Below are 20453 nucleotides of genomic sequence, written 5' to 3'. Positions count from 1 at the left end.
CCCCATCTTCCCTTCTTAACATAATCCCCGTTTATAATACTGTATCCGTTCTTCAATTTCCCGATAATCAATCCTGCCTGTTTCCATGAACTCACGCACAGTTTCCCAATCCGGTATCCCTGCCCTTCCTCCGATTCTCGTACATTTGACCGCCGATACGGCGCTGGCAAGACGGGCGGTTTCCTTTGTTGTATATCCCTGCAGGAGCCCCGCAATGAATGCTCCGTGAAAAACATCACCGGCCCCCACCGTATCGACCACCTCCACCTGATAGGCGGGAAGTGTGAAAAACCCTTCCTCTCCCACGCCCAGGCAGCCTTTGCTTCCCTGGGTGAATACCACGATATTCGGCCCCTTTTCTCTGAGGCTGCGGCAGTTCGCTTCATAATCTTCATTCCCGAACAGGGCTTTGTAGTAGAATTCCGACCCGATCATAACATCTATCAGGCCGAACGCCTCTTCATCGCCGGGAGAATAATTATCCGCATCCATCACTATGGAGGCCCCGGCGCTTTTCGCCCGCTTTATGGCTTCCAATGTGGTTTCATTTATCTGGGAAATATAAAAATATGTGGTATTCTTCAAATAGTCGTCGGGCAGCTCCTCCACCTGCATAAAACGGACCGGCGCTTCACCGGGATAATACAGGATACTGCGTCCCATGCTTTTTTTATCACTGACAACCACGTCGAAAAGTGTGGTTTCCTTTTCTCTTTTTACTAAATGGCAGGTATCGATTCCATGTGCTTCAAAGTCTCTTCTGCAGAACTCCCCATAGGAATCGTCTCCCACGGTTCCTATAAATGCCCCTTTGGCATGCAGTCTCGCCGCCGCTATCATTCCCGTAGCCACCTTGCCGCCGCCCTGCCAGCTGCTCTCCAGGACCCGCTCTCCTCCGTCTGGCGTGGGAAAATTTTCCACATTGATATTCAAGTCTACGCAGGGTGATTCCAGGCCCACTATGTCAAAATGCATATTCCGTCACCACCTTTACAGGGCATAGCCGTTGGGATTCAGAAGCCTCAGCTTTCCTGCCACAAAGGCCCTGATATCCTTCGCCGCCTCTTCCTGAAGCCGGAAAAAGGATCCTTTTTGTTCTGTTTTATCGGCTCTGGCGGCGATGGCCGTATAAAAAGCCCGGTCATATTCGGTAGCAATATTGAACTTGCTCAGGCCGAGATTTACACTTTCCTTAAGCTGGTCATCGGGTATATCGGAACAGCCGTGAAGGACCAGAGGCACTTTTACCGCGCTGCGGATCGCCCGGATCCGGTCAAAATCCAGCCGGGGTTCTCTGATATAGACTCCATGGGCGTTTCCCACGGCGATAGCAAGGGAGCCGCATCCTGTCCTCTCTGTGAAATCAACGGCATCCTCTATGGAAGTATAATTTTTTTCATTGACAATATCATCCAGGCTGGAACCGCTTCCCACGTGTCCGAGCTCCGCTTCCACGTCCACACCGAACACCTCGGCCACTCTCACCACCGCCCGGGTGAGCTCCACATTTTCTTCATAGGGCAGTACTGAACCATCCACCATGACGGAAGGAAAACCATCCCTGATCCCTCCCACAGCAATTTCATACGAAGGGGAATGATCCAGATGGACCGCCACGGGAACCCGGGCCTTCTTTGCCATATCCACCGCAAAGTCCGCGACATACTTTAACGCAATATGTTCCGCAAAGCCGGGATAAAATTGAATGATAATGGGAAGCCGTTCTTCCTCGGCGGCTTCAATAGCCCATTTAACTGTTTCATAATTAAAGACATTAATTGCCGGAACCCCGTATTTATGCCCCCATGCATGCTCCAGGATTTCCTTTACGCTTACGATTGCCATTTTCCCTCCATTCTGCTGTACTGACAGCCTCTTCCGGGCGGAATGCCCGGTGAATCCTTCTCTTTCCATCCTCATTATAGATACTTTATTTCAGTTTGTAAACTTTATTAATAAACTAAATTTATATTCTGTTTTTGGTACTTTTTACTATATCTGTTTTCTTAAAGGGAATACAAAAAACCGGAGAAGGCCTGCTGCCGGAAAACAGCAGATCCTTTCTCCGGTTTTCTTTATTTTTCCTTACAAATGCAAGAGATGTGTATACTCATCCTCTTTTATACAGGTAACCGGAAGGCCGTTGCAGGATGCCTCTTCCACAGCCTCCGCTCCATAGAGAATTATCTCCTTTACAGGCATTCCCGTGGTTATTCTCAGACACCCGTTTCTCAGCTCTGCGGTGAAATGTCCCTTATACCCATCGTCATAAAAGGTACAGGAAAGCCTGTCTTTCAAATTCATGCAGACAGTCAGGTCTTTATAAGGCTCTTCCAGACCGCGGCAGTCATCAGAAGCAAGCATGGGGACTATGGTATTGGGCCTGATATATACGGGAATCTGATCCAGCGCCGGCTGCAGAGAAATCCACCTTCCTCCTTCGTTCAGGCGGCCGGTGAAGAAATCCGCCCACGTCCCCTCCGGAAGATATACGGAAAACTCGTCCTGGTCAAAAACCGGAGCCACCAGAAGGCTGTCTCCCAGCATATATTCATGGCCTATATTCCGCACATTGCGATCCTCCTGGAATTCCAGAAGAAGGGGTCTCATCATGGGTACGGATTCCAAAGAGGCCTGCCATGCTGCGGAATACAGATACGGCGCCAGTCTGTGGCGGAGCTGATTGTAATAAGAAAAAATATTCCTGGTTTCCGGTGCAAAATTCCAGGGTTCCCTGGGTGTTTTCCCATGGCACCTGCTCAGAGGGGAAAAGAAACCGAATTGTGTGGAACGGATATATTCTTCCTCTTCAGGTACGCATTCATAGCCTTCATGATCCGTATTATAAAAGCCGCCCATATCAAAGCCCCAATAGGCAACGCCGCTCAAAGCAATACTGAGCCCTCCCTGCAGGATGCAGGCATGGTTGTTCAGATGGGTGGAGGAATCCCCGGCCCAGGCTGCCGGAATGGTATGGCTTCCCGCATAACCGCTTCTTCCCCAGAGCATGGGACGTTCTCCCAGGGGTTCCTTTACCTCCTTCATCGCCTCATATATGGTCTTCGCATACAGATAGGTCAGTTTATTGTGTCCCTGTAAGCCGTTTGAGCCGTCATAATAAACCGCATTTTCCGGAACCGCTTCGGAAAAATCCGTTTTTACCGCGCCGATTCCCATTCCAATCACTTCTTTTACCCTGGGAACATACCATTCCCTGAAACCGGGATTGGTAAAATCAAAGCATCCTACCTTGCGATCTGCAGCCGCGGTTGCATAGAAGGTCAGAGGATTCCCGTTCCCGTCCTTCACCAGCCATCCGTTCTCCCCGGCCAGGCGGAAGTATTCGGATTCTTCTCCGATATAAGGATATATCCACAGGCACAGGTGGATCCGGTTTTCCAGAAGAAACGTTATCATGCCTTCCGGATCCGGAAAACGCTTCCTGTCCCATACCCATGCGCCGCTGTCCTCCGATGCCTGCCACGCATCCAGGTTAATCACATCTATGGCAATCTCTTCTTCTTTTGCCCTCTTTACTACCTGTACCACTTCCTCCTGATCCTTGTAGACACATTTGGACATCCACAGCCCAAAGGCCCACCTGGGTATCATGGGTATGCTGCCGGTCATGTTTACATAATCCGCCAGGAGATCCTTATAATCCCTGTCGGCAAACAGGATATAATCCAGGGAACTGTCATCCACCTCCATGCCGTAGGTAACATTGGAGCCGCACCCCATGTCAAAAGTCATTCTGGTATAGCTGTTCACCAGAACGGAATACCCTCTGCTGCTCATAAAATAGGGATGGTTCTTATAGGAATCCTCCGTGTTGGTGCTCAGGGCATCTTTCTGCCAGCAGTGGATTTTCTGCCCTCTTTTATTGAATTCGGTGAACTTTTCCCCGAAGCCGTAAAAGGCCTCATCGGAATACATGTACATGCTCTCCCGGACACGGATCACCTTTCCTTCTTCGTCACAGTCAAAGCCGATGGGAAGATACTTGCACATATTGTCCACATTGGAGTCTCTGATCTGTTCCTTCGTAAGCAGTCTGCCGTCCAGATATGTGCTTACCTCCCAGGGTAGTTTTTTTATCCGGATTTCCATGCGCAGAGTACGGACGGACAGGTACTCTTCCGTCTCTTCCAGCTGATAGGGAACTGTCTGTTCCATGGAAAAAACCTCATTGGCAGCCGCTGGTTCCTTTCCATAAGGATACATCTGGAAACGGTATGCCGCTGCACTTACAGGGCGGATGATCACCTTTGCGGTTTTATTCCGGTATGTACCCGCTTCCACCTCCACCCTGTCTCCCCGGTCGGTATAGCCGAGGACACCTGTGAGGAAATCAAAATTATGGGTGAATATCGTTTTCAGATACCCCAGCTGCGGGTTATAGCTCACTTCTACTTTCTTATTCATCAGATAACCTCCCGAAATAGTTATAGTTGGTTCCGGTATTCCTCCGGAGTACAGCCGCACAGTTTCTTAAAAGACTGAATAAAATGGGACGTGTTATTATAGCCTACCTGTGCGGCGACATCATTGATTTTCATGGTTTTATCCTTCAGCAGCTCCCTGGCCTTCTTAATACGAAGCTCGATGACATATCGGGAAAACGTCTGTCCCACGGCGCTTTTGAACAGACGGCTGAGGTAAGACGAATTCATAAAATACTTTTTTTCCGCCAGCTCCTGCAGGGAAAGATCATACTGGTAATTCTGTTCCACGTAATGAAGGATATCCCGTATGATGGCATTTCCCCCGTTTTTCAGGGAATTTTGCTCCTGATCGCAGATTTCACGGATAATATCCATCAAATATTCTTCCAGCTCTTCCGGATGCTTGAAAACATATAGATCATATCTGCGTGAAAACATGATTTCCACCTTGCAGTCCATCGCCTCATTTTCATTGTATAAAGAACGATAATACCGGTTCACGCTGCGCAGAATGTTCAATATCATGTCGTAATAGGCATTCACGTCTCCGCTATCCAGCATTTCCCGCTTATTCAGCAGGCCGTGCACCAGCTCGGCCGCCTTTGCGGCATCGGAAAGCTGGAGGGCGCCGGCAAGGGCATTGTCATCCCGGGGAAGGAAATAATTGTTTCCGCCATGGGGAAGCTGGTACTCAAATATCTTATTCCAGCCTTTCATCAGACGGATATTCATGGCGTACAGGCACTCTTTATATGCATCATAAATATTCGCCGTTCCATAAAAAAGGCGGCTCATCCCTGCAACCACTCCCGTCTCAAGCTGCACATGGCAGTAATTCAGGATTCCCTCCAGATCACGGAACAGCGCGCTTCCTTCCGAATCCTCCTCTGTCCTGACCGCCGCCACATATTCATCATTCATCTGACAGAAAAAGGTACCGGCAAGCCGGCTGTCCAGCTTCTGGGCACAGATTTTGTCCAGGAGCCCTGCATCCCGGGTGTTCATTGTCCGCTCCAGCTGTATAACGAATACCCGGCAGGGTGTTTCTTCGGACATCGCCGCAGCCTGCGGCATATGGATCTGCATCAGTTCTTTTTTCGTGAGAACCTGTTTGGACGAGGTATAGCCGTTGGGAAGCTTCTTCAGCCTTTCCAGCACGCCGGCCTCCACCTCCCGGCGGAAGTTTTCCTGTTTTTCCTCCAGCTGACGGAGAACGCGCAGAAGCAGCTCCCTTTTGACCGGCTTGATAATATATTGCTTTACCTCGTATTCGATAGCCTTCCTGGCATAATCAAATTCTTCATAACCGGATACAATAACCACCTGTATATAAGGCATGTTCACATGGATATATTCCGCCAGCTCCAGGCCGTTCATCCTTGGCATGATAATGTCTGTCAGCACCACATCCACATCCGTATTCTGTTCCAGAAAATCCACCGCTTCCCTGCCGTTTTCCACAGCGGCAGCCAGCTCCGCCTCCATATCGCATTCCCTGATGATTTTTATCAGCCTCTGCCTGGCATAATATTCATCCTCGGCAATCAGTATTTTCATATTGTTTCTCCCGCCCGGCCGGTCTCAGACTCCTCATCGCGCAGCGCCTTTATCCTCAGGACAGCCCGGGTCCACCGGCCATATTCGCTATACAGGGTGATTCCGTATTCCTTGCCATAATAACCGGACACACGGGCATTTACATTAATAATACCGATCCCGTCCCCGCCGAAATCCTTTCCGGAATTCATGTTTACCCTGTATTCAAACAGCTTTTGGTTCATTTCCTCCAGCTGCTTTTTGTTAATCCCTATTCCGTTGTCCGAAACCGTAAGAAGCATGTCTCCCTCTTCTGTAAGCGCTGCGCTGATTGTTATCTGCCCTCCTTCCGGCTTATCAAACAGTCCATGGGATATACTGTTCTCCACCAGAGGCTGCAGAATGAATTTCATGACTTTCATGGAATAAATTTCTTCCGGAATTTCATAAATCATCTCAAACTGGTCAGGGAAACGGTATTTTTGAATCTGTACATAGTCCTTTACATGGCCGATTTCCTCCCGGAGCGTAACGATGGAGTCACCCTTCAGATTGTAGCGGAATATGTTGGAAATGCTGTCCGTAATTTCCACAATATTTTCCATATTTTCTATTTCCGCAATAGCGCTTATGGTATTCAGCGTATTATATAGAAAATGCGGGTTGATCTGATAGGTCAGCATTTTGATCTGCGCTTCCTTCTGCTCAATTTCATAGAGAAGGGTTTTCCTGGCATATTCATTGATACGTTCTGCCATGCTGTTATAATTTTGTATCACGTTCCGGATCTCATTATTTCCCAACAGCCACTCATCCTCCCTGGATAAATACACCTTCTGAAGGGAAGTGCCTTTATTATGCCGGATCACTTCATCCATTTTAGCCAGGGGTTCCATTATCTGTTTAATCCTGTAGTAATAGATCATAAAGACTACCGCCGTTGTGACCAGAAGCACGGTAATATCCCTGATTTTATGCTCCGTTATGGAACGGAGGGCCTCTTTCTCAGCGATGTAGCGCACCACCGTCCAGCCCGAGCTTTCGCTGCGGATAGCGGTCATCAGATAATCCAGCCCGTCGATCCGAAGAATATCCTGTTCATGGCCGTCATTTACCATCTGCTTTGCTTTTTCCTGCACCTCTGTAAGCTGTTCCCCGTATAATCCGCCTTTCCTGTTGTTGTAAATCTGCATGTCCTCAAAAAACAGCAAGGTGCCAGCGGGGTTATCCGTGGAATTGAGGAGGCGGTCAAGCTCCGAATAGCCGATATCCAGTGTCACATAGGCCAGAGGGGAGGTTCCGTTATAGCTGTACAGCACTTTGACAGCCGTTACCACCTTATAATCCACCTGACCGATGCTCCAGATCTCCGGATCCGTATAAAAAATGCTGCGGCCCAGCTTCCCGCTGTCAACAATCCCCCATATATAATCCTTATAATCCTGAAAAACGGAGCTGATATTGCTGTATACATCTCCGTTTGCCGAAAAGATACAGCAGCGTTTGATATATTTACTGTTGGAAACCACATGATTGATGGTTCCCTCCACATAAGTGGTATTCTGGAAACGGGTCACCTCATCATATTGGCTTTTGCTGTGGTTGATAATATTGCACATCCTCTGATCCTGATAGTGCAGGTTGAACAGGCTTCCCACATCCAGGATAATGGAGTCCACGGAATAGGCCAGCTGCTTGCTGCTTTCCGTAAGATGATTGATGTCAGCCTGCCGCAGTTCACTGATATTCTGGTTATAGATCATAAGGCTCACGCCCATGATGATGACGATAAAGATCAGGAATATGGTGAGTACCTCCAGACGGACGGATTTTCTTCTCCGTCCCTTCACCCATTTTTCGTAAATCCCATGTTTTCCAGCCATATCTGCTCCTTCCTGCAATTTCCCCGGACGGCAGGCCTTTCATCCAATTCTGTAAATCTGCTGTCTCAGGTTTTTACCGCCCCCTGGGTAAGCCCTGCGACAATGTATTTCTGGGCACAAATATAGGCAATGATTACCGGAAGCATTGCAACCAGATAAGAGGCGAAGGCCAGATTGTAATCAAAGGTATATTGTGATTTAAAGTTATACTGGAACAGGGGCAGGGTCCACATACCCGGCTGCTGGTTCAGAATCAGCAGGGGCATCTGGAAATCGTTCCATACCCACAGGGCATTCATGACAAAGATGGTCGCTACCATAGGCTTTATTAACGGAAGGACTACCCTCCAATAAGCGGAAAAGGTGGTACAGCCGTCAATAGAGGCCGCTTCCTCCAGATCCCGGGGAACGCTTTTCACATAATTGGCAAGGAGGAAGACTCCCTGGGAGGAAGCGAGGGAGAGGCACATACAGATCAGCCCTGTCTGGTTTAAAAGCTTCATTTTGGTCAGATACTGCACCAGCGGAACCATGATAACCTGAAAAGGCACAAAAATCCCCAGGAGCAGATAAAAATAGACCGTTTTAAAATATTTGTTTTCTTCCATTTTGCGGGCGATTGCATAAGCGCACATGGGGATGAAAACAAGAATCAGCACGACGGATATGATTGTTATTTTGGCAGAATTCCACACATATGTCCAATACCCGCTTTTCTCAAATACACTGATAAAATTCCCCAGGTAAAAGGAGGAAGGGAGGGAGAAGAAATCGGCGGCGGATTCCTGCTGTGTCTTAAGAGAGGTTATTATCGTGATATACATGGGAAACAAGATAATAACCGCGCCGATGAGCAGGACAAGCCCTGTAACTACTTTCGCAATTCTGGATGATATTGATTTTCCCATACTAATCACCTACCTGTTTATTCTTAGTCATTTTTAAGGTAACGGCAGCCACAATGGCCACAATAACAAACAAGATCATGGACTCGGCTACGGATTGGCTGTAGGCGTTCCCTTTCATCGCCTGGTTGTAAATCAAAATACCTACCGCCTGTGTGGCGCCTCCCGGCCCTCCGTTGGTCATTGCCATAATATAATCGAAAATGGTCAGCCCGGCCTTCACCTGGGTGATAATAACCATATTCAGCACCGGTATCAGAAAGGGGAAGGTTATGCTTTTGAATTTATCCCACCGGTTGGCTCCGTCAATGGTCGCCGCCTCATAAAGCTCCGATGGAACACTCTGGAGCCCTGCCAGGAAGAGGACAATGGGAATGGAGCAGCCCTGCCACAGGTTTACGATCAGAATGCCGAACATGGCGGTCGTTTTATTTCCCAGAAGGCTGTTGGAAAGCCATCCTATATTCAGCGCCTTGCCGATGACGGGCAGGGCTCTGTAGAACAGCTCATTCCATATCAGTCCTACCGTAACCATGGAAAGCACGGCAGGAAGGAAATAAATGGATCGGAATATTGTGGATGTCTTCGTGAGGTTATTCAGGCATATTGCCACCAGCAGGGAAATGACAATCAGGATCAGCACGAACAGGAAGGTGTATACAAAGTTAAACTTCAGGGCAGCCTGGAATTTACGGTCCATCAGCGCTTTTATGTAATTTCCGATGCCGATGATTTTATACGACGCACTGATGCCGTTCCAGTCGGTAAAGCTGTAATAAATGCCGATAGCCATCGTAACGGTAAAAAAAACAGTATACATCACCACAGACGGCAAAGTAAACAGGAACAGCGTTCTGGTTCTTTCGGATATTTTCTTTTTTTTCTTATCCATAGCTCTCTTCTCCTTACCTGAAAACGGACAGGATATGCGCACCCTGCCCGTTTTTCTTGGACAAAAGCCGGCCCACAGAGCGTGGGCAGCCTTTGTTTACTGCCTGTCCCCTGACAGACTATTGCAAGTTACTGCGCTTCTGCCTCTCTTGCGGTTTTCCAGTCTTCATCCAGCTGGGAAAGGAAATCAGGAACGGAGGTTCCCATGAATACATTCTGGATTTCAGAACGCTTGGTATCTTCAAATCCGGTAGGAGGTACCGCCAGATCCAGGACGCCCGCCTTGTCAATCAGATCAAGTACAAGCTTATCCTGGGGAATATCTGCCGTCACGCCTGTGATTGCGGAAGGAGAATGATCCATATCCGAATACATCTGTCCTGCTTCCGTGGAGAAAAGATAGGCCATAAATTTATCCACCGCTTCTGACTTTGCAGGATCCGCGGCTGCCTTTGCGCTGACGCAGATCGCGCAGTCAACGCCTACCGGCTGCTTCATGTCTCCGCTGTCGTTGGGCATGGGGAACATTTCCACATTGGCGTCGGGATTGGCGGCCTGGATAGAGGGAAGAGCCCAGCTGCCCTGGATAAACATGTAGGCTGCTCCGGTTGCAAAATCGTTAATCGCCTGATCATAGCCGAGGGACAGCGTATCCCCCTGGGAATACTTTTCGGTCAACAGAACCATTTTTTCCATAGAGTCATTGGCGATTGCATCTGCCGCATAAGACTGGCTGCCATCGTCCAGACCGGTGTAAAAATCAGTATATCCGCCTCTGTCTTTCCCGCCGATATTGTCCCAAAGCTGGGAAACGGTCCAGGAATCCTTATTGGGAAGGAGGAAGGGAACTTCGCCTTTTTCCACGATTTTATCACACAGCGCGATCAGCTCGTCCCAGGTCTGGGGAACGGAAAAGCCGGCTTCGGTGAATTTATCAACATTATAGTAAACACCCATAAAGTTCAGGGAAATAGGCAGACAATAAATGCCTCCGTCTTCCATTTTCAAATCCTCGATATAAGACTGTACGATATTTCCCGTATAATCTTTTCCCGATAAGTCAGCCAGAAGGCCTTCATTTGCAAACTGTACAAACTGTGCGTCTGTGGGCCAGTGCATAAGGATGTCCGGCAGTGTGTCACTGCTGGCTCTGGTCATGAGCACGCCGCTTCCGTCAGGGGTGGTATTCAGCGTTACCTTGATATCCGGGTTTTGTTCGCTGAACTTATCAATCACTGCCTGGAAGGTATCTGCAGCCTCCCTCTTCTGGTTTACAAATTCAATTTCCACAGCACCGGATGAAGCCCCTGTATCCGCAGCCTCCTTACTTTCGGAAGCCTGTGCCGCCGGTGTTTCCGCTGCAGCCCCTGTGCTGTCCGTGGCAGCCTGTTTTCCGCAGCCCATCATTCCTGCTGCGAGCATGGAAATTGCCAGCAATACTGAAACAGCTTTTTTCTTCATACCTGATTTCCTCCTTTTATTAACAGATTTTTTCTGTAGGTACATAGTAACATTTTATAGCATGCTGCCTATATAAGATTTATTTCCTAATCAATATTACTGTTTTTACTTTTTTCAGAAAATATTTGTTATATACTTTGTATATATTTTAATATGTTGTACAGATTTCTATATACAGATAGTAATATATTTGATATATCTCCAAAACGTCATATGGTAGCATGATATAGAGAATTTTATGTAACTGTGAAGGTACTGAACATTTACAAATTTATTTTTAATCGGGGAGGTTTGCATATGAATTTAGGTTGTATTTATCACAGAAGCCAGGATAATATGTGCTACGCTAAAAATGAATCGGAGCTGGTGATACAAATCCAGACCGGAAAGGAGGTGGATCGGGTTTTCCTGAATTATGAGGATCCCATGGAATCGGAAGAATTCGGCGGGCCCTGGACGTGGAAGGGGCATCCTGAGGAGATGCTGCAGGTAAGGGAACTGGAAAACCATAAATGGTGGACTATATCGGTTTTTCCTCCTTATAAACGCTGCGGTTATTTCTTTGAGCTCAGGAGCGGGAATGAAACCTGTTATTATCTGGAGGATGGAGTCCGAACAGACGGTTCCTTTATGACAGGGAATGTAAGGCTGCAGTATTTTTCTTTTCCCTGGATGAATCCTGCGGATATCAACATAACGCCGGATTGGGTGAAGGATACCATATGGTATCAGATCTTTCCGGAACGCTTCTGTAATAAAAAGGCTTCTCTGCCCAAAAAGAATATTCTGCCCTGGGCAAAGGGGAGCGTGACAAATGATGAGTTTTATGGCGGGGATATCCCGGGAATCACATCGAAAATCGGTTATCTGGCAGACCTGGGCATTACGGGCATCTATCTGACCCCTGTTTTTGAAGCTTCCACCACCCATAAATACGATACCACGGACTATCGGAGGATCGATCCTGCTTTCGGAACGGAGGAGGATTTCCGTGAATTAGTGGATACGGCCCATAAAGCGGGTATACGAATCATGCTGGACGGCGTATTCAATCATTGCGGCTATTATTTCCCCTATTGGCAGGACGTTCTGGAAAAAGGCCCGGAATCCGCTTACTGGAATTGGTTTATGGTAAATAAATGGCCCTTTGACCAAACGGATCCCTGGACCTACGACAAAAAGTATTATTCCTTCCATTTCACGGCTTTTATGCCAAAGCTGAATACCAATAATGATGAGGTTGCGGAATATCTGACGGAAACCTGCGAATATTGGATAAAGGAATTCGGTATTGACGGTCTGCGGCTGGATGTGGCCCATGAGATTTCCCATAAATTCTGCAGGACATTGCGGTCGCGTCTGAAGGCCCTGCGCCCGGACTTTTATATCCTGGGTGAAATCTGGCAGGATTCCATGCGATGGCTGAGGGGGGATGAGTTTGATTCTGTCATGAATTATCCCTTTCACAATGCCGTCATGGATTTCTTCCGGGACAAAGAAGCGGACAGCAGGAATTTCCAGTACCGGCTCAACAAATGCTACAGTATGTACATGGAGCAGACCAATCAGGTTCTTTTCAACCTTCTGGATTCCCATGATACGGCCCGCCTGAGGACCAAGCTTCCGGATGAGGATTCCTTTTTCCAGGCCCTGTGTATCCTTTATACCATGCCCGGAAGCCCCTGTATCTTTTATGGAACCGAGATTGCCATGGAGGGAGGGCCGGATCCGGACTGCCGCAGGTGCATGCCCTGGGATGCCATCGAAAGCGGGGCTTATCAGGAAACCTGCGACATGGTGAAGGCACTCATCCGACTGCGCAGGCAGGAACCGCTCTGCCGCTGTCCCGGTCTTGTTTTCTCCGATCCGGAACCGAATTCGCGGGTAATCACTTACCGCAGGCAGGAGGATAACCGGTCACTTACCGTATGCATTAACGCAGGCAGCACCTGCACAGAAGTACCGGAGGGCTGTGTTCTTTTGTCACGCAGGCTGGAAAGCAGGCAGCTCTTGCCCGGCGGCTTTGCCGTTATCAAATAAAAAATATTCTGCAGAGTAAAAAAGTTCCGGACAGGCCTATAAGCAGCCTGTCCGGAACTTTTTTGAGCGATTATGTACTGCCGTCAGATCTCGATTAATTCATACTGATCACTGCCCAGCCCGATTTTTACTCCATGCTCGATACAGGAATGCCAATTGGTATCCGGTGCGGAATCAATGAAATGATCATGATGCACATGAGGCATACGATCCAGCTGGCTTCCGTCGATAACAGGCTGCTTATTTACAGCATCCGCGCATGCCACATCCAGGGCAACGGGATCGAAGGAAGCAAACATTCCCACATCGGGTACGATAGGAATATCATTTTCAGAATGGCAGTCACAGTTAGGGGAAACATCCACCACCAGGCTGATATGGAAATGAGGACGGCCGGAAACCACCGCCTTGCTGTATTCGGCAATTTTGCGGTTCAGGATATCATTGCTTTCATCCCCGGGAGTGCATACCGCATCTTTGGGACACACACCGATACAACGTCCGCAGCCCACACATTTCTTGTGATCAATGGACGCTTTTCCATTGGTAATGGAAGGCGCGTCATGGGCGCAGATTTTAATACAGCGTCCGCAGCCGATACAGTTCTCCTGCTCCACATAGGGCTTTCCTGCATTGTGCATTTCCATCTTACCGGCACGGGAACCGCAGCCCATACCGATGTTTTTCAGCGCTCCGCCGAAACCGGTGGCTTCATGACCCTTGAAATGGCTGAGTGTGATGAAAACATCCGCATCCATAATAGCGCGTCCTATTTTCGCCTCTTTTACATATTCGCCGCCTTCTACCGGTACCAGTTCTTCATCCGTACCCTTTAATCCATCGGCAATGATTACATGACAGCCTGTGGAAAAGGGAGAAAAGCCATTCTGGTATGCCGCGTCAATATGATCCAGGGCATTTTTCCTTCCTCCCACATAAAGCGTATTGCAGTCCGTAAGGAACGGTTTTCCCCCCAGTTCCTTAATAACCTTAACCACTACGGCGGCATAATTGGGCCTTAAAAAGGCCAGATTCCCCGGCTCACCGAAGTGCATTTTGATGGCGGCATATTTATCGGTAAAATCGATATTGCCAATACCTGCCGTTTTGATGAGACGCTCCAGCTTCTGAGGAAGATTCTCAGAAAAGGAAGTCTTCATTGTTGTGAAATAAACCTTTGATTTTTCCATGTCTTTTCCCTCCATTAATTATTATCCTAATGCTACGTCTAAAATCATCATAATAAGGAAACCTCCCATAACCCCCAGGGTGCCCACATTGGAATGCTCCCCCAGATGAGCCTCAGGAATGAGCTCCTCCACTACCACATACATCATGGCGCCGGCCGCAAAACTGAGAAGCCAGGGCATAAGCGGCTGGATTCCTCCGGCAATCAGAACCACCAGAATACCGAAAATCGGTTCCACAATTCCGGAAAGGCTGCCGTAAACAAACGCTTTCCAGGAAGGCATCCCTTCCTGCTTTAAAGGCAGGGATATCGCCGCCCCTTCCGGAAAGTTCTGGATACCGATTCCCAGGGCAAGAGCGAACGCTGCCGCCGCACCGGCCTCAGCCCCCATGTTCTGCGTCGCCATGGCAAACGCCAGTCCCACAGCCATTCCTTCCGGAATATTATGGAGAGTGACCGCCATAACCAGCAGAGTCGTTCTTTTCCAGGAGGACGAAATACCCTCCGGTTCATCCGAACCCGCGTGGAGATGGGGAAGCAGCTGATCCATCAGCAAAAGAAATAAAATACCGAGGACAAATCCTCCCGCCGCAGGTATCCACCCCACGCCTCCTGCCGCCTCCGCTTCGTCAATGGCAGGAATGAGAAGGGACCATACGGAAGCGGCAATCATGACACCCGCCGCGAATCCCAGGAAAACCCTCTGTATTTTCATATTTATTTTGCCGCGGAATAAAAATACCATGGCGGCGCCTAATGTGGTCATCAGAAATGTAAAACCGGTCCCGCCGGACGCCCATATTAATGCCTGTTTCATGCATTACCTCCTTTCAAAATAAAATCTGTGCTCTGTCCGTTATCCATATTATCAGCCCGTAACGGACCCGCTATACCTCCGGCTGTCCGAAAAAGCTTTCCCGGTACATGCCTTATCCACCGCTCCCTGCTTTCAGCCGGCGTTTTAGATGCGGGGCTGATATAATTCACCTTTTTTATCCTTTTCTTCCAGAAATTCCAGAACAGCAAAAAGACTGTCACATTTCCGGTAAAGCATTTTCTCTATTTCCGGATCGGGCTTCACCAGATCCGGCACCATAACAGGCAGCATCCCTGCCGCATATGCGGATCGTATTCCGTTGGGAGAATCCTCTATGGCTGCCGCATTGCCCGGTTCCACATCAAGCAGCTGACAGGCCTTCAGGTAAATATCGGGCTGGGGCTTGCTGTGCTCCACCATGTCCCCGCCGATAACCGCCTGGAAAAATCCGGTAAAACCGGCCTGCTGCAGATGGCTTTCCACCGTTTTATGGCTTGTGGAGGAAGCCAGTGCCACCTTTAACCCTTTTTCCTGCAGCCAGGCAAGAAGCTCTCCCGCGCCTTTCATAACAGGAAGGCCGTCCTTTGCCATCTTCCGCTGAAAAACGGCGGCTGTCTGTTCTCTGAAATAATCATAGGGAAAATCCTGTCCATAGGTTTCTTTGAGAAAAATACGGCAGTCCGTGCGGTTCAGGCCGATACAGCCATATACTCCCTTATCGATATCCGGAAGCCCCAGCCGCTCTGCCACTTCGATCCAGCTTTCCACACTGAGCCTCTCCGTATCGAACAGAATGCCGTCCATATCAAAAACAATCGCTTCGATCATGCCGGCCCTCCCTTATATAAAAGGCTGCCAAGACGGGCAAATTGTTCCAGGGTAAAGGTTTCCCCGCGTATCGTGGCAGGCAGTCCCATTTTTTCCAGTGCATCCGTGACCTCCTCCTTCGAAAGATTCAGGCCGGACGCATTGCTCAGTCCGTTCACAAGCGTTTTTCTGCGCTGATTGAAGGACGCGCGGATCAGTCTGAACATAAATTCTTCATCCGCTGTTTCCACCGGGGGCTTTTCATATCTGTTAAGACGAATGACGGTGCTTCCCACATTGGGTCTGGGCATGAAGCAGGACGGCGGGACATGGGTGACAATTTCCGGCCTGGAGTAATACTGTACCGCAAGGGAAAGGGCGCCGTAATCCTTGGTTCCCGGCCCCACCTGCATCCTCTCCGCAACCTCGGTCTGCACCATGATGGTGATGCTTTCCAGAGGGACATGGCTTTCAAACAGCTGCATGATTATGGGGGTCGTAATATAATAGGGAAGATTCGCCACCACCTTAACCGGCTTTCCGCCGTTCTTTTCCCTTACAAGCTCTTCCACATCCAGCTTCAGGATATCTGCGTTGATAACCGTAACATTGGTATAAGCCGACAGGGTATCCTTCAGTATGGGAATCAAAGCCTTGTCGATTTCCACAGCTATCACTTCCCCGGCCTGCTCTGCCAGATACTGGGTCATAGTGCCGATTCCGGGCCCTATTTCCAGCACACAGTCCTCTTCTCCTATTTCCGCGGCCTCCACTATGGTTTCCAGCACTCCGGGTTCTATCAGGAAATTCTGACCGAATTTTTTCTGAAAATTAAAATTGTATTTATGCAGTACTTCAATTGTTCCTGTGGGCGTACCTAATCTTGGCATATAAATCCTCCGTAGATTCTAGTCGATTCCATAAAAGCGTTTCGCATTCCGAAAGGTTGTTTCCGTCACTTCGTCTTCGGATATCCCTTTCAGAGCGGCAATCTGCGCAGCTACAAGGGGAAGGTTCAGGGAACTGTTGCGCGTTCCTCTGTGAGGCTCCGGCGCCAGGTAAGGGCAGTCCGTTTCCAGAAGCAGCCTGTCCATGGGAACGTATTCCACCGTTTCCTTCACCTTTCTGGCATTTTTAAAAGTGACCACTCCGCCTATTCCAATCATATATCCCAAATCCAGGAACTGTCTTGCGGTCTCCTTTGCATAGGAAAAACAGTGAATGACGGCGGGACTGTCCTTTCCATATTCTTCACGCATCATATCCAGGGTATCCTTTGCCGCATCCCTGGAATGAATGATAACCGGCCTGCCGATTTCTTTTGCCAGGGCCATCTGACGGCTGAATGCCTCTTTCTGTATATCCCGGGCAGGCTCGTCCCAATAGTAATCCAGGCCGATTTCTCCCACAGCGACTGCTTTGGGATTGGAAAACCGGCTGCGGATCCACTCAAGGCCCGCATCATCCAGCGTATGAGCATGCTCGGGATGGATTCCCACGGCAGCATACAAAAACGGATATTCTTTCGTAAGCTCAAGGCCTCTTTCATTGGAATCGAAGCTGGCTCCCGCGTTCACCACGTAACTGATCCCTTTTTCCGGAAAGCTTCCCAAAAGCTGTTCCCGATCTTCATCAAAGGCTTTATCATCGTAATGGGCATGACTGTCAAAAATCATTATAACACCTCTTACCCCTTTCTATCAGCAAATCTGTGAAAACAATAGGGATCATATCATATTTTTTACTATTCTTAAAGGTTGATAAAAATTTCTTAAAATTTTTTTAAAAAACTATTGCAAAATGAAAATTAATATAATATAATGAATCCTGCGTTGCAAAAGAAAATTTAAGCGCCTTTAGCTCAGTTGGTAGAGCACCTGACTCTTAATCAGGGTGTCCAGGGTTCGAGCCCCTGAAGGCGCACTTTGAAAGTACCGATTTTGAAGACATCCAGAGCTTCGGGGTTGGTGCTTTTTTTTTGTGATTTTTCTATTTTTATCCGTTTCCATTTACGTCAGTTCTGTCTTCTCTCTTTTCCTCCTGTTTTTTGATTGCTGTAATACTTTTTCATATATGCTATAATAGCGGTATCAGGTAATATTATTTAAATGGGAGGTATTTTTATATGAAAAGAGCAAGAAAAATATTTGTTCTCATGCTGTCGTGCATTATGCTTTGCGGAATAACGCAGCCAATTCAGGCGGCGTCTCCCGCTTCCCTTGTTACTGTGCGTACCGATTTCAGCGATACATCCGTTCCGTATGCCGTACCGGTTCTTCAGTATGCCGGAACAGGCGACACAGTTATTCCGGATGTGGTGCTTCCTGAAGGATCTGCTTATAAGGTTTCGCTCACACATGATGGAAACAGGAATTTTATTGTTAAGTTTTACAATGGAGACAAGTCAAATCTTCTTGCCAATACGATTGGTGTTTTTGCAGGAACATCCCTTTTGGAAAGAGGAAGCACAGCGGCACGGACCGGTATTTTTGAAATAATCGCCAGCGGCAACTGGACTCTTACTGTGTCAACTATTACGAATATTTCAACAAAATCTTTATCGGGTACAGGCTATAAGGTCTCCGGGCTTTTCATTCTGCCCGGCACGAACACCACTGTTACCATGAACTATACCGGAAAAAGCAATTTTATAGTATATGCCCATTATTCCAATGGAAAAAGCCAGCTGTTAGCAAATACGATTGGTGATTATTCAGGACAGAAAGTATTGCGTAATCCGGAAAATACCACATGCTATTTAGAGGTCAAATCGAGCGGGGCATGGACGGTTGATTTAGGTTACGGAGATGCAGTCTCTGTGGTGCCTGATATAAATTAAGTCCGGCATAATCGTCAGATCAAGAGAGCGCATTACGAAAATTCCTTTTTTTAAACAAAAAACCGGTCCAGGGCCATAAAAAGCCTCTGAACCGGTTTTCTTTATTATACTTTTCTGACGGGATGCCGGATTATCGTCTTTAATTTCTCCGGGGCGGTTTTTCTGGGATCATTAAAATAGATTTCATGATGCCTTCTTTTTTTATTTATATCGGTTATATATCCTTCCTTTTCCAGAAACTCCTTCATCTGCAGTATGGTGCCGGGCTCGTCATCGTAAGAGCCAAGGTGCATGATCTGGGCGCAAAGACCTTCCTCCATTGTTTCCATACGGGCGCGGGAAAGATCCAGCTCCGGATTCTTTTTATGCAGCTTTTCTTTGGCCTGTTCCAGGATCCCTTCATTGACAAAGGAAGGGAGGCCGATCATGGAGGTCCAGCAGAACCGGGTCTTATCCGTGATATGGATCCCGTCGAAGCCTTCTCCGTTTTCCATCCACCACAGCCCTTCCAGAGGGGGAACCACATAATCGAAATAGCCTACCGGCTGGGTTCCGTCCATTTTGCTCATTTTTATGGTATAGGACAGTCCGTACAGAATCGCCAGCGCGTCCTTATATTCCTGAGTGGTATTGGGATTTCCTTTCCCGTCCACGCAAAGATAAGTCATGGGAGGGACTTCCACGATCACCGGCTGGGTTTTCTGTAAATAAATGTTTTTAAATTCCTTCTTAAAATCAAATTTCTGTTCTGCCATCATTTATCCTTTCTGTTCCTGCATCGGAATATCCATTTCCCTTACGGGAATCATGAGTTCCGTAACATAGTTAGAGGGGTTTCCGCGGAATATAAGTCCCGGTCCCTTTCTGTAAATCTCTCTTGAGGGGGATACGGGCTGAAGATTCCTTTCATAGGCTGCATCCAGAAGCGCCTTATATGCAAATCCCAGCTCATCATAGCCGCCTTTATGGATCGTACTTATGGTTCTGCAGCCCGGCAGCTTACGGCAGCTGATTCCTGACGCCTGAACCATACCCTTTACCGGAACGCACAGCTCCACATCCGCATCTTCCCTGTATTCCTCATCGTAATACAGGCTGAAGGGACAGCCGAAGGACTTATTTCCCGCCGCTTTATAAAGGCTGCCTATATACTTGCCCACATCGGAATAGGCTCCGCGGAAACGGGTGGATACCACTATCATTTCCTCTATTTCCTTTATCACGATGTCGTATTCCTGCCTGATAATCCCTGCGGCAGATCCTCCCGGCAGGGCTTCTTCCAGCTTCTTCAAAAGCGCCTTTTCTCCGGCAATCCGTTCCAGTATCTGCGCCTGCTTTTCTTTCAGGAAATAGGACAAATCCTCTTCTCCCCCATAATTGGAAATAACATCCCTGATCTCCATAATGGAGAAATCCAGTCCGCGAAGCAGGGCTATCAGCCTCGCCCTTTCATAATCCTGATCGTTATACAGCCTGTAGCCGTTCTTATCCCGCTCCGATGGGCACAAAATCCCCTGTTCCTCATAATAACGAAGCGCTTTTATGGTCAGACTGGTTATTTTGGAAAACTCTCCTATTTTGTACACCGGCGGCTCCTCCTTTCCTGTTAAAAGAAGTATAAGCCCTCCCCTGCGGGGAAG

General features: G+C 48.1%; 17 protein-coding genes and 1 tRNA gene. 3 read left to right on the top strand and 15 right to left on the bottom strand.

The genetic code is table 11. The features are described from left to right. Nucleotides 1-15: 15 nt before the first annotated feature. The 8 genes from BLA28_RS08235 to BLA28_RS08200 form a co-directional block, all read right to left on the bottom strand. A complete protein-coding gene (locus tag BLA28_RS08235) occupies nucleotides 16-975 on the bottom strand; it encodes a carbohydrate kinase family protein (RefSeq protein ID WP_009256262.1) in 960 nt (319 codons plus the stop codon). Nucleotides 976-990: 15 nt separating this feature from the next. Beyond that, a complete protein-coding gene (locus BLA28_RS08230; protein WP_016360346.1) occupies nucleotides 991-1845 on the bottom strand; it encodes a class II fructose-bisphosphate aldolase in 855 nt (284 codons plus the stop codon). Between the two features lie 240 nt (nucleotides 1846-2085). Beyond that, nucleotides 2086-4425, bottom strand: a complete 2340-nt coding sequence (locus BLA28_RS08225; protein ID WP_069159181.1) for a glycoside hydrolase family 31 protein — start codon at nucleotides 4423-4425, stop codon at nucleotides 2086-2088. 20 nt (nucleotides 4426-4445) lie between these two features. Then, complete coding sequence (locus BLA28_RS08220; RefSeq protein WP_069159182.1) at nucleotides 4446-6002, bottom strand: helix-turn-helix domain-containing protein; 1557 nt, start codon at nucleotides 6000-6002, stop codon at nucleotides 4446-4448. After that, nucleotides 5999-7864 (bottom strand): sensor histidine kinase, encoded by a 1866-nt coding sequence (locus BLA28_RS08215; protein WP_069159183.1) that lies wholly within the window; start codon nucleotides 7862-7864, stop codon nucleotides 5999-6001. The genes BLA28_RS08220 and BLA28_RS08215 overlap by 4 nt, the downstream gene beginning before the upstream one ends. Before the next feature lie 65 nt (nucleotides 7865-7929). Further along, nucleotides 7930-8772, bottom strand: coding sequence for a carbohydrate ABC transporter permease (locus tag BLA28_RS08210; RefSeq protein ID WP_069151360.1), 843 nt, complete (start codon nucleotides 8770-8772; stop codon nucleotides 7930-7932). A 1-nt stretch (nucleotide 8773) separates the two neighbouring features. Continuing rightward, nucleotides 8774-9661, bottom strand: coding sequence for a carbohydrate ABC transporter permease (locus BLA28_RS08205; protein WP_016360345.1), 888 nt, complete (start codon nucleotides 9659-9661; stop codon nucleotides 8774-8776). Nucleotides 9662-9789: 128 nt separating this feature from the next. Further along, nucleotides 9790-11121 carry an ABC transporter substrate-binding protein gene (locus tag BLA28_RS08200; protein ID WP_069159184.1) on the bottom strand — a complete coding sequence of 444 codons (1332 nt, stop codon included), beginning with the start codon at nucleotides 11119-11121 and terminating at the stop codon, nucleotides 9790-9792. A 297-nt stretch (nucleotides 11122-11418) separates the two neighbouring features. Here BLA28_RS08200 and BLA28_RS08195 point away from each other — a divergent pair, with 297 nt between their 5' ends. Beyond that, nucleotides 11419-13161, top strand: coding sequence for a glycoside hydrolase family 13 protein (locus BLA28_RS08195; RefSeq protein WP_069159185.1), 1743 nt, complete (start codon nucleotides 11419-11421; stop codon nucleotides 13159-13161). Nucleotides 13162-13244: 83 nt separating this feature from the next. Here BLA28_RS08195 and BLA28_RS08190 read toward each other — a convergent pair whose 3' ends face one another. The 5 genes from BLA28_RS08190 to BLA28_RS08170 form a co-directional block, all read right to left on the bottom strand. After that, nucleotides 13245-14351: a DUF362 domain-containing protein gene (locus BLA28_RS08190; RefSeq protein WP_009256272.1), complete on the bottom strand. Its 1107-nt coding sequence runs from the start codon at nucleotides 14349-14351 to the stop codon at nucleotides 13245-13247. A gap of 21 nt (nucleotides 14352-14372) precedes the next feature. After that, the gene (locus BLA28_RS08185; protein ID WP_069159186.1) at nucleotides 14373-15167 is read right to left on the bottom strand and encodes a ZIP family metal transporter; all 795 of its coding nucleotides are present in this window, start codon (nucleotides 15165-15167) and stop codon (nucleotides 14373-14375) included. A 144-nt stretch (nucleotides 15168-15311) separates the two neighbouring features. Further along, entirely contained in the window at nucleotides 15312-15995 is a 684-nt protein-coding gene (locus BLA28_RS08180) for an HAD family hydrolase (RefSeq protein ID WP_069151363.1), read from the bottom strand. Further along, nucleotides 15992-16864, bottom strand: coding sequence for a 16S rRNA (adenine(1518)-N(6)/adenine(1519)-N(6))-dimethyltransferase RsmA (rsmA, locus tag BLA28_RS08175; protein ID WP_069159187.1), 873 nt, complete (start codon nucleotides 16862-16864; stop codon nucleotides 15992-15994). Before rsmA ends, BLA28_RS08180 begins: the two co-directional genes overlap by 4 nt. Before the next feature lie 18 nt (nucleotides 16865-16882). Next, nucleotides 16883-17650 carry a TatD family hydrolase gene (locus BLA28_RS08170; RefSeq protein WP_044963259.1) on the bottom strand — a complete coding sequence of 256 codons (768 nt, stop codon included), beginning with the start codon at nucleotides 17648-17650 and terminating at the stop codon, nucleotides 16883-16885. Between the two features lie 174 nt (nucleotides 17651-17824). Here BLA28_RS08170 and BLA28_RS08165 point away from each other — a divergent pair. Both BLA28_RS08165 and BLA28_RS08160 read left to right on the top strand, forming a co-directional pair. Further along, nucleotides 17825-17897 (top strand) — tRNA-Lys (locus tag BLA28_RS08165). A gap of 202 nt (nucleotides 17898-18099) precedes the next feature. After that, a complete protein-coding gene (locus BLA28_RS08160) occupies nucleotides 18100-18813 on the top strand; it encodes a hypothetical protein (protein WP_009256277.1) in 714 nt (237 codons plus the stop codon). Nucleotides 18814-18917: 104 nt separating this feature from the next. Here BLA28_RS08160 and BLA28_RS08155 read toward each other — a convergent pair whose 3' ends face one another. Together BLA28_RS08155 and BLA28_RS08150 are read right to left on the bottom strand one after the other, a co-directional pair. Next, entirely contained in the window at nucleotides 18918-19568 is a 651-nt protein-coding gene (locus tag BLA28_RS08155) for a GyrI-like domain-containing protein (protein ID WP_044963268.1), read from the bottom strand. Nucleotides 19569-19571: 3 nt separating this feature from the next. Beyond that, nucleotides 19572-20399 carry a MerR family transcriptional regulator gene (locus BLA28_RS08150; protein ID WP_009256279.1) on the bottom strand — a complete coding sequence of 276 codons (828 nt, stop codon included), beginning with the start codon at nucleotides 20397-20399 and terminating at the stop codon, nucleotides 19572-19574. Between the last annotated feature and the right edge of the window lie 54 nt (nucleotides 20400-20453).

This window comes from Eisenbergiella tayi (assembly GCF_001881565.1).
Taxonomy (GTDB): Bacteria; Bacillota; Clostridia; order Lachnospirales; family Lachnospiraceae; genus Eisenbergiella; species Eisenbergiella tayi.
This window is presented reverse-complemented; position numbering and strand designations above follow the sequence as displayed.

What these genes read in the sequence shown, in the direction of transcription:
- rsmA (WP_069159187.1), bottom strand. Translation starts at nt 16,864, where the DNA reads ATGCCAAGATTAGGTACGCCCACAGGAACAATTGAAGTACTGCATAAA.
- BLA28_RS08160 (WP_009256277.1), top strand. Translation starts at nt 18,100, where the DNA reads ATGAAAAGAGCAAGAAAAATATTTGTTCTCATGCTGTCGTGCATTATG.
- BLA28_RS08195 (WP_069159185.1), top strand. Translation starts at nt 11,419, where the DNA reads ATGAATTTAGGTTGTATTTATCACAGAAGCCAGGATAATATGTGCTAC.
- BLA28_RS08230 (WP_016360346.1), bottom strand. Translation starts at nt 1,845, where the DNA reads ATGGCAATCGTAAGCGTAAAGGAAATCCTGGAGCATGCATGGGGGCAT.
- BLA28_RS08185 (WP_069159186.1), bottom strand. Translation starts at nt 15,167, where the DNA reads ATGAAACAGGCATTAATATGGGCGTCCGGCGGGACCGGTTTTACATTT.
- BLA28_RS08205 (WP_016360345.1), bottom strand. Translation starts at nt 9,661, where the DNA reads ATGGATAAGAAAAAAAAGAAAATATCCGAAAGAACCAGAACGCTGTTC.
- BLA28_RS08220 (WP_069159182.1), bottom strand. Translation starts at nt 6,002, where the DNA reads ATGAAAATACTGATTGCCGAGGATGAATATTATGCCAGGCAGAGGCTG.
- BLA28_RS08170 (WP_044963259.1), bottom strand. Translation starts at nt 17,650, where the DNA reads ATGATTTTTGACAGTCATGCCCATTACGATGATAAAGCCTTTGATGAA.
- BLA28_RS08190 (WP_009256272.1), bottom strand. Translation starts at nt 14,351, where the DNA reads ATGGAAAAATCAAAGGTTTATTTCACAACAATGAAGACTTCCTTTTCT.
- BLA28_RS08155 (WP_044963268.1), bottom strand. Translation starts at nt 19,568, where the DNA reads ATGGCAGAACAGAAATTTGATTTTAAGAAGGAATTTAAAAACATTTAT.
- BLA28_RS08210 (WP_069151360.1), bottom strand. Translation starts at nt 8,772, where the DNA reads ATGGGAAAATCAATATCATCCAGAATTGCGAAAGTAGTTACAGGGCTT.
- BLA28_RS08215 (WP_069159183.1), bottom strand. Translation starts at nt 7,864, where the DNA reads ATGGCTGGAAAACATGGGATTTACGAAAAATGGGTGAAGGGACGGAGA.
- BLA28_RS08200 (WP_069159184.1), bottom strand. Translation starts at nt 11,121, where the DNA reads ATGAAGAAAAAAGCTGTTTCAGTATTGCTGGCAATTTCCATGCTCGCA.
- BLA28_RS08180 (WP_069151363.1), bottom strand. Translation starts at nt 15,995, where the DNA reads ATGATCGAAGCGATTGTTTTTGATATGGACGGCATTCTGTTCGATACG.
- BLA28_RS08235 (WP_009256262.1), bottom strand. Translation starts at nt 975, where the DNA reads ATGCATTTTGACATAGTGGGCCTGGAATCACCCTGCGTAGACTTGAAT.
- BLA28_RS08225 (WP_069159181.1), bottom strand. Translation starts at nt 4,425, where the DNA reads ATGAATAAGAAAGTAGAAGTGAGCTATAACCCGCAGCTGGGGTATCTG.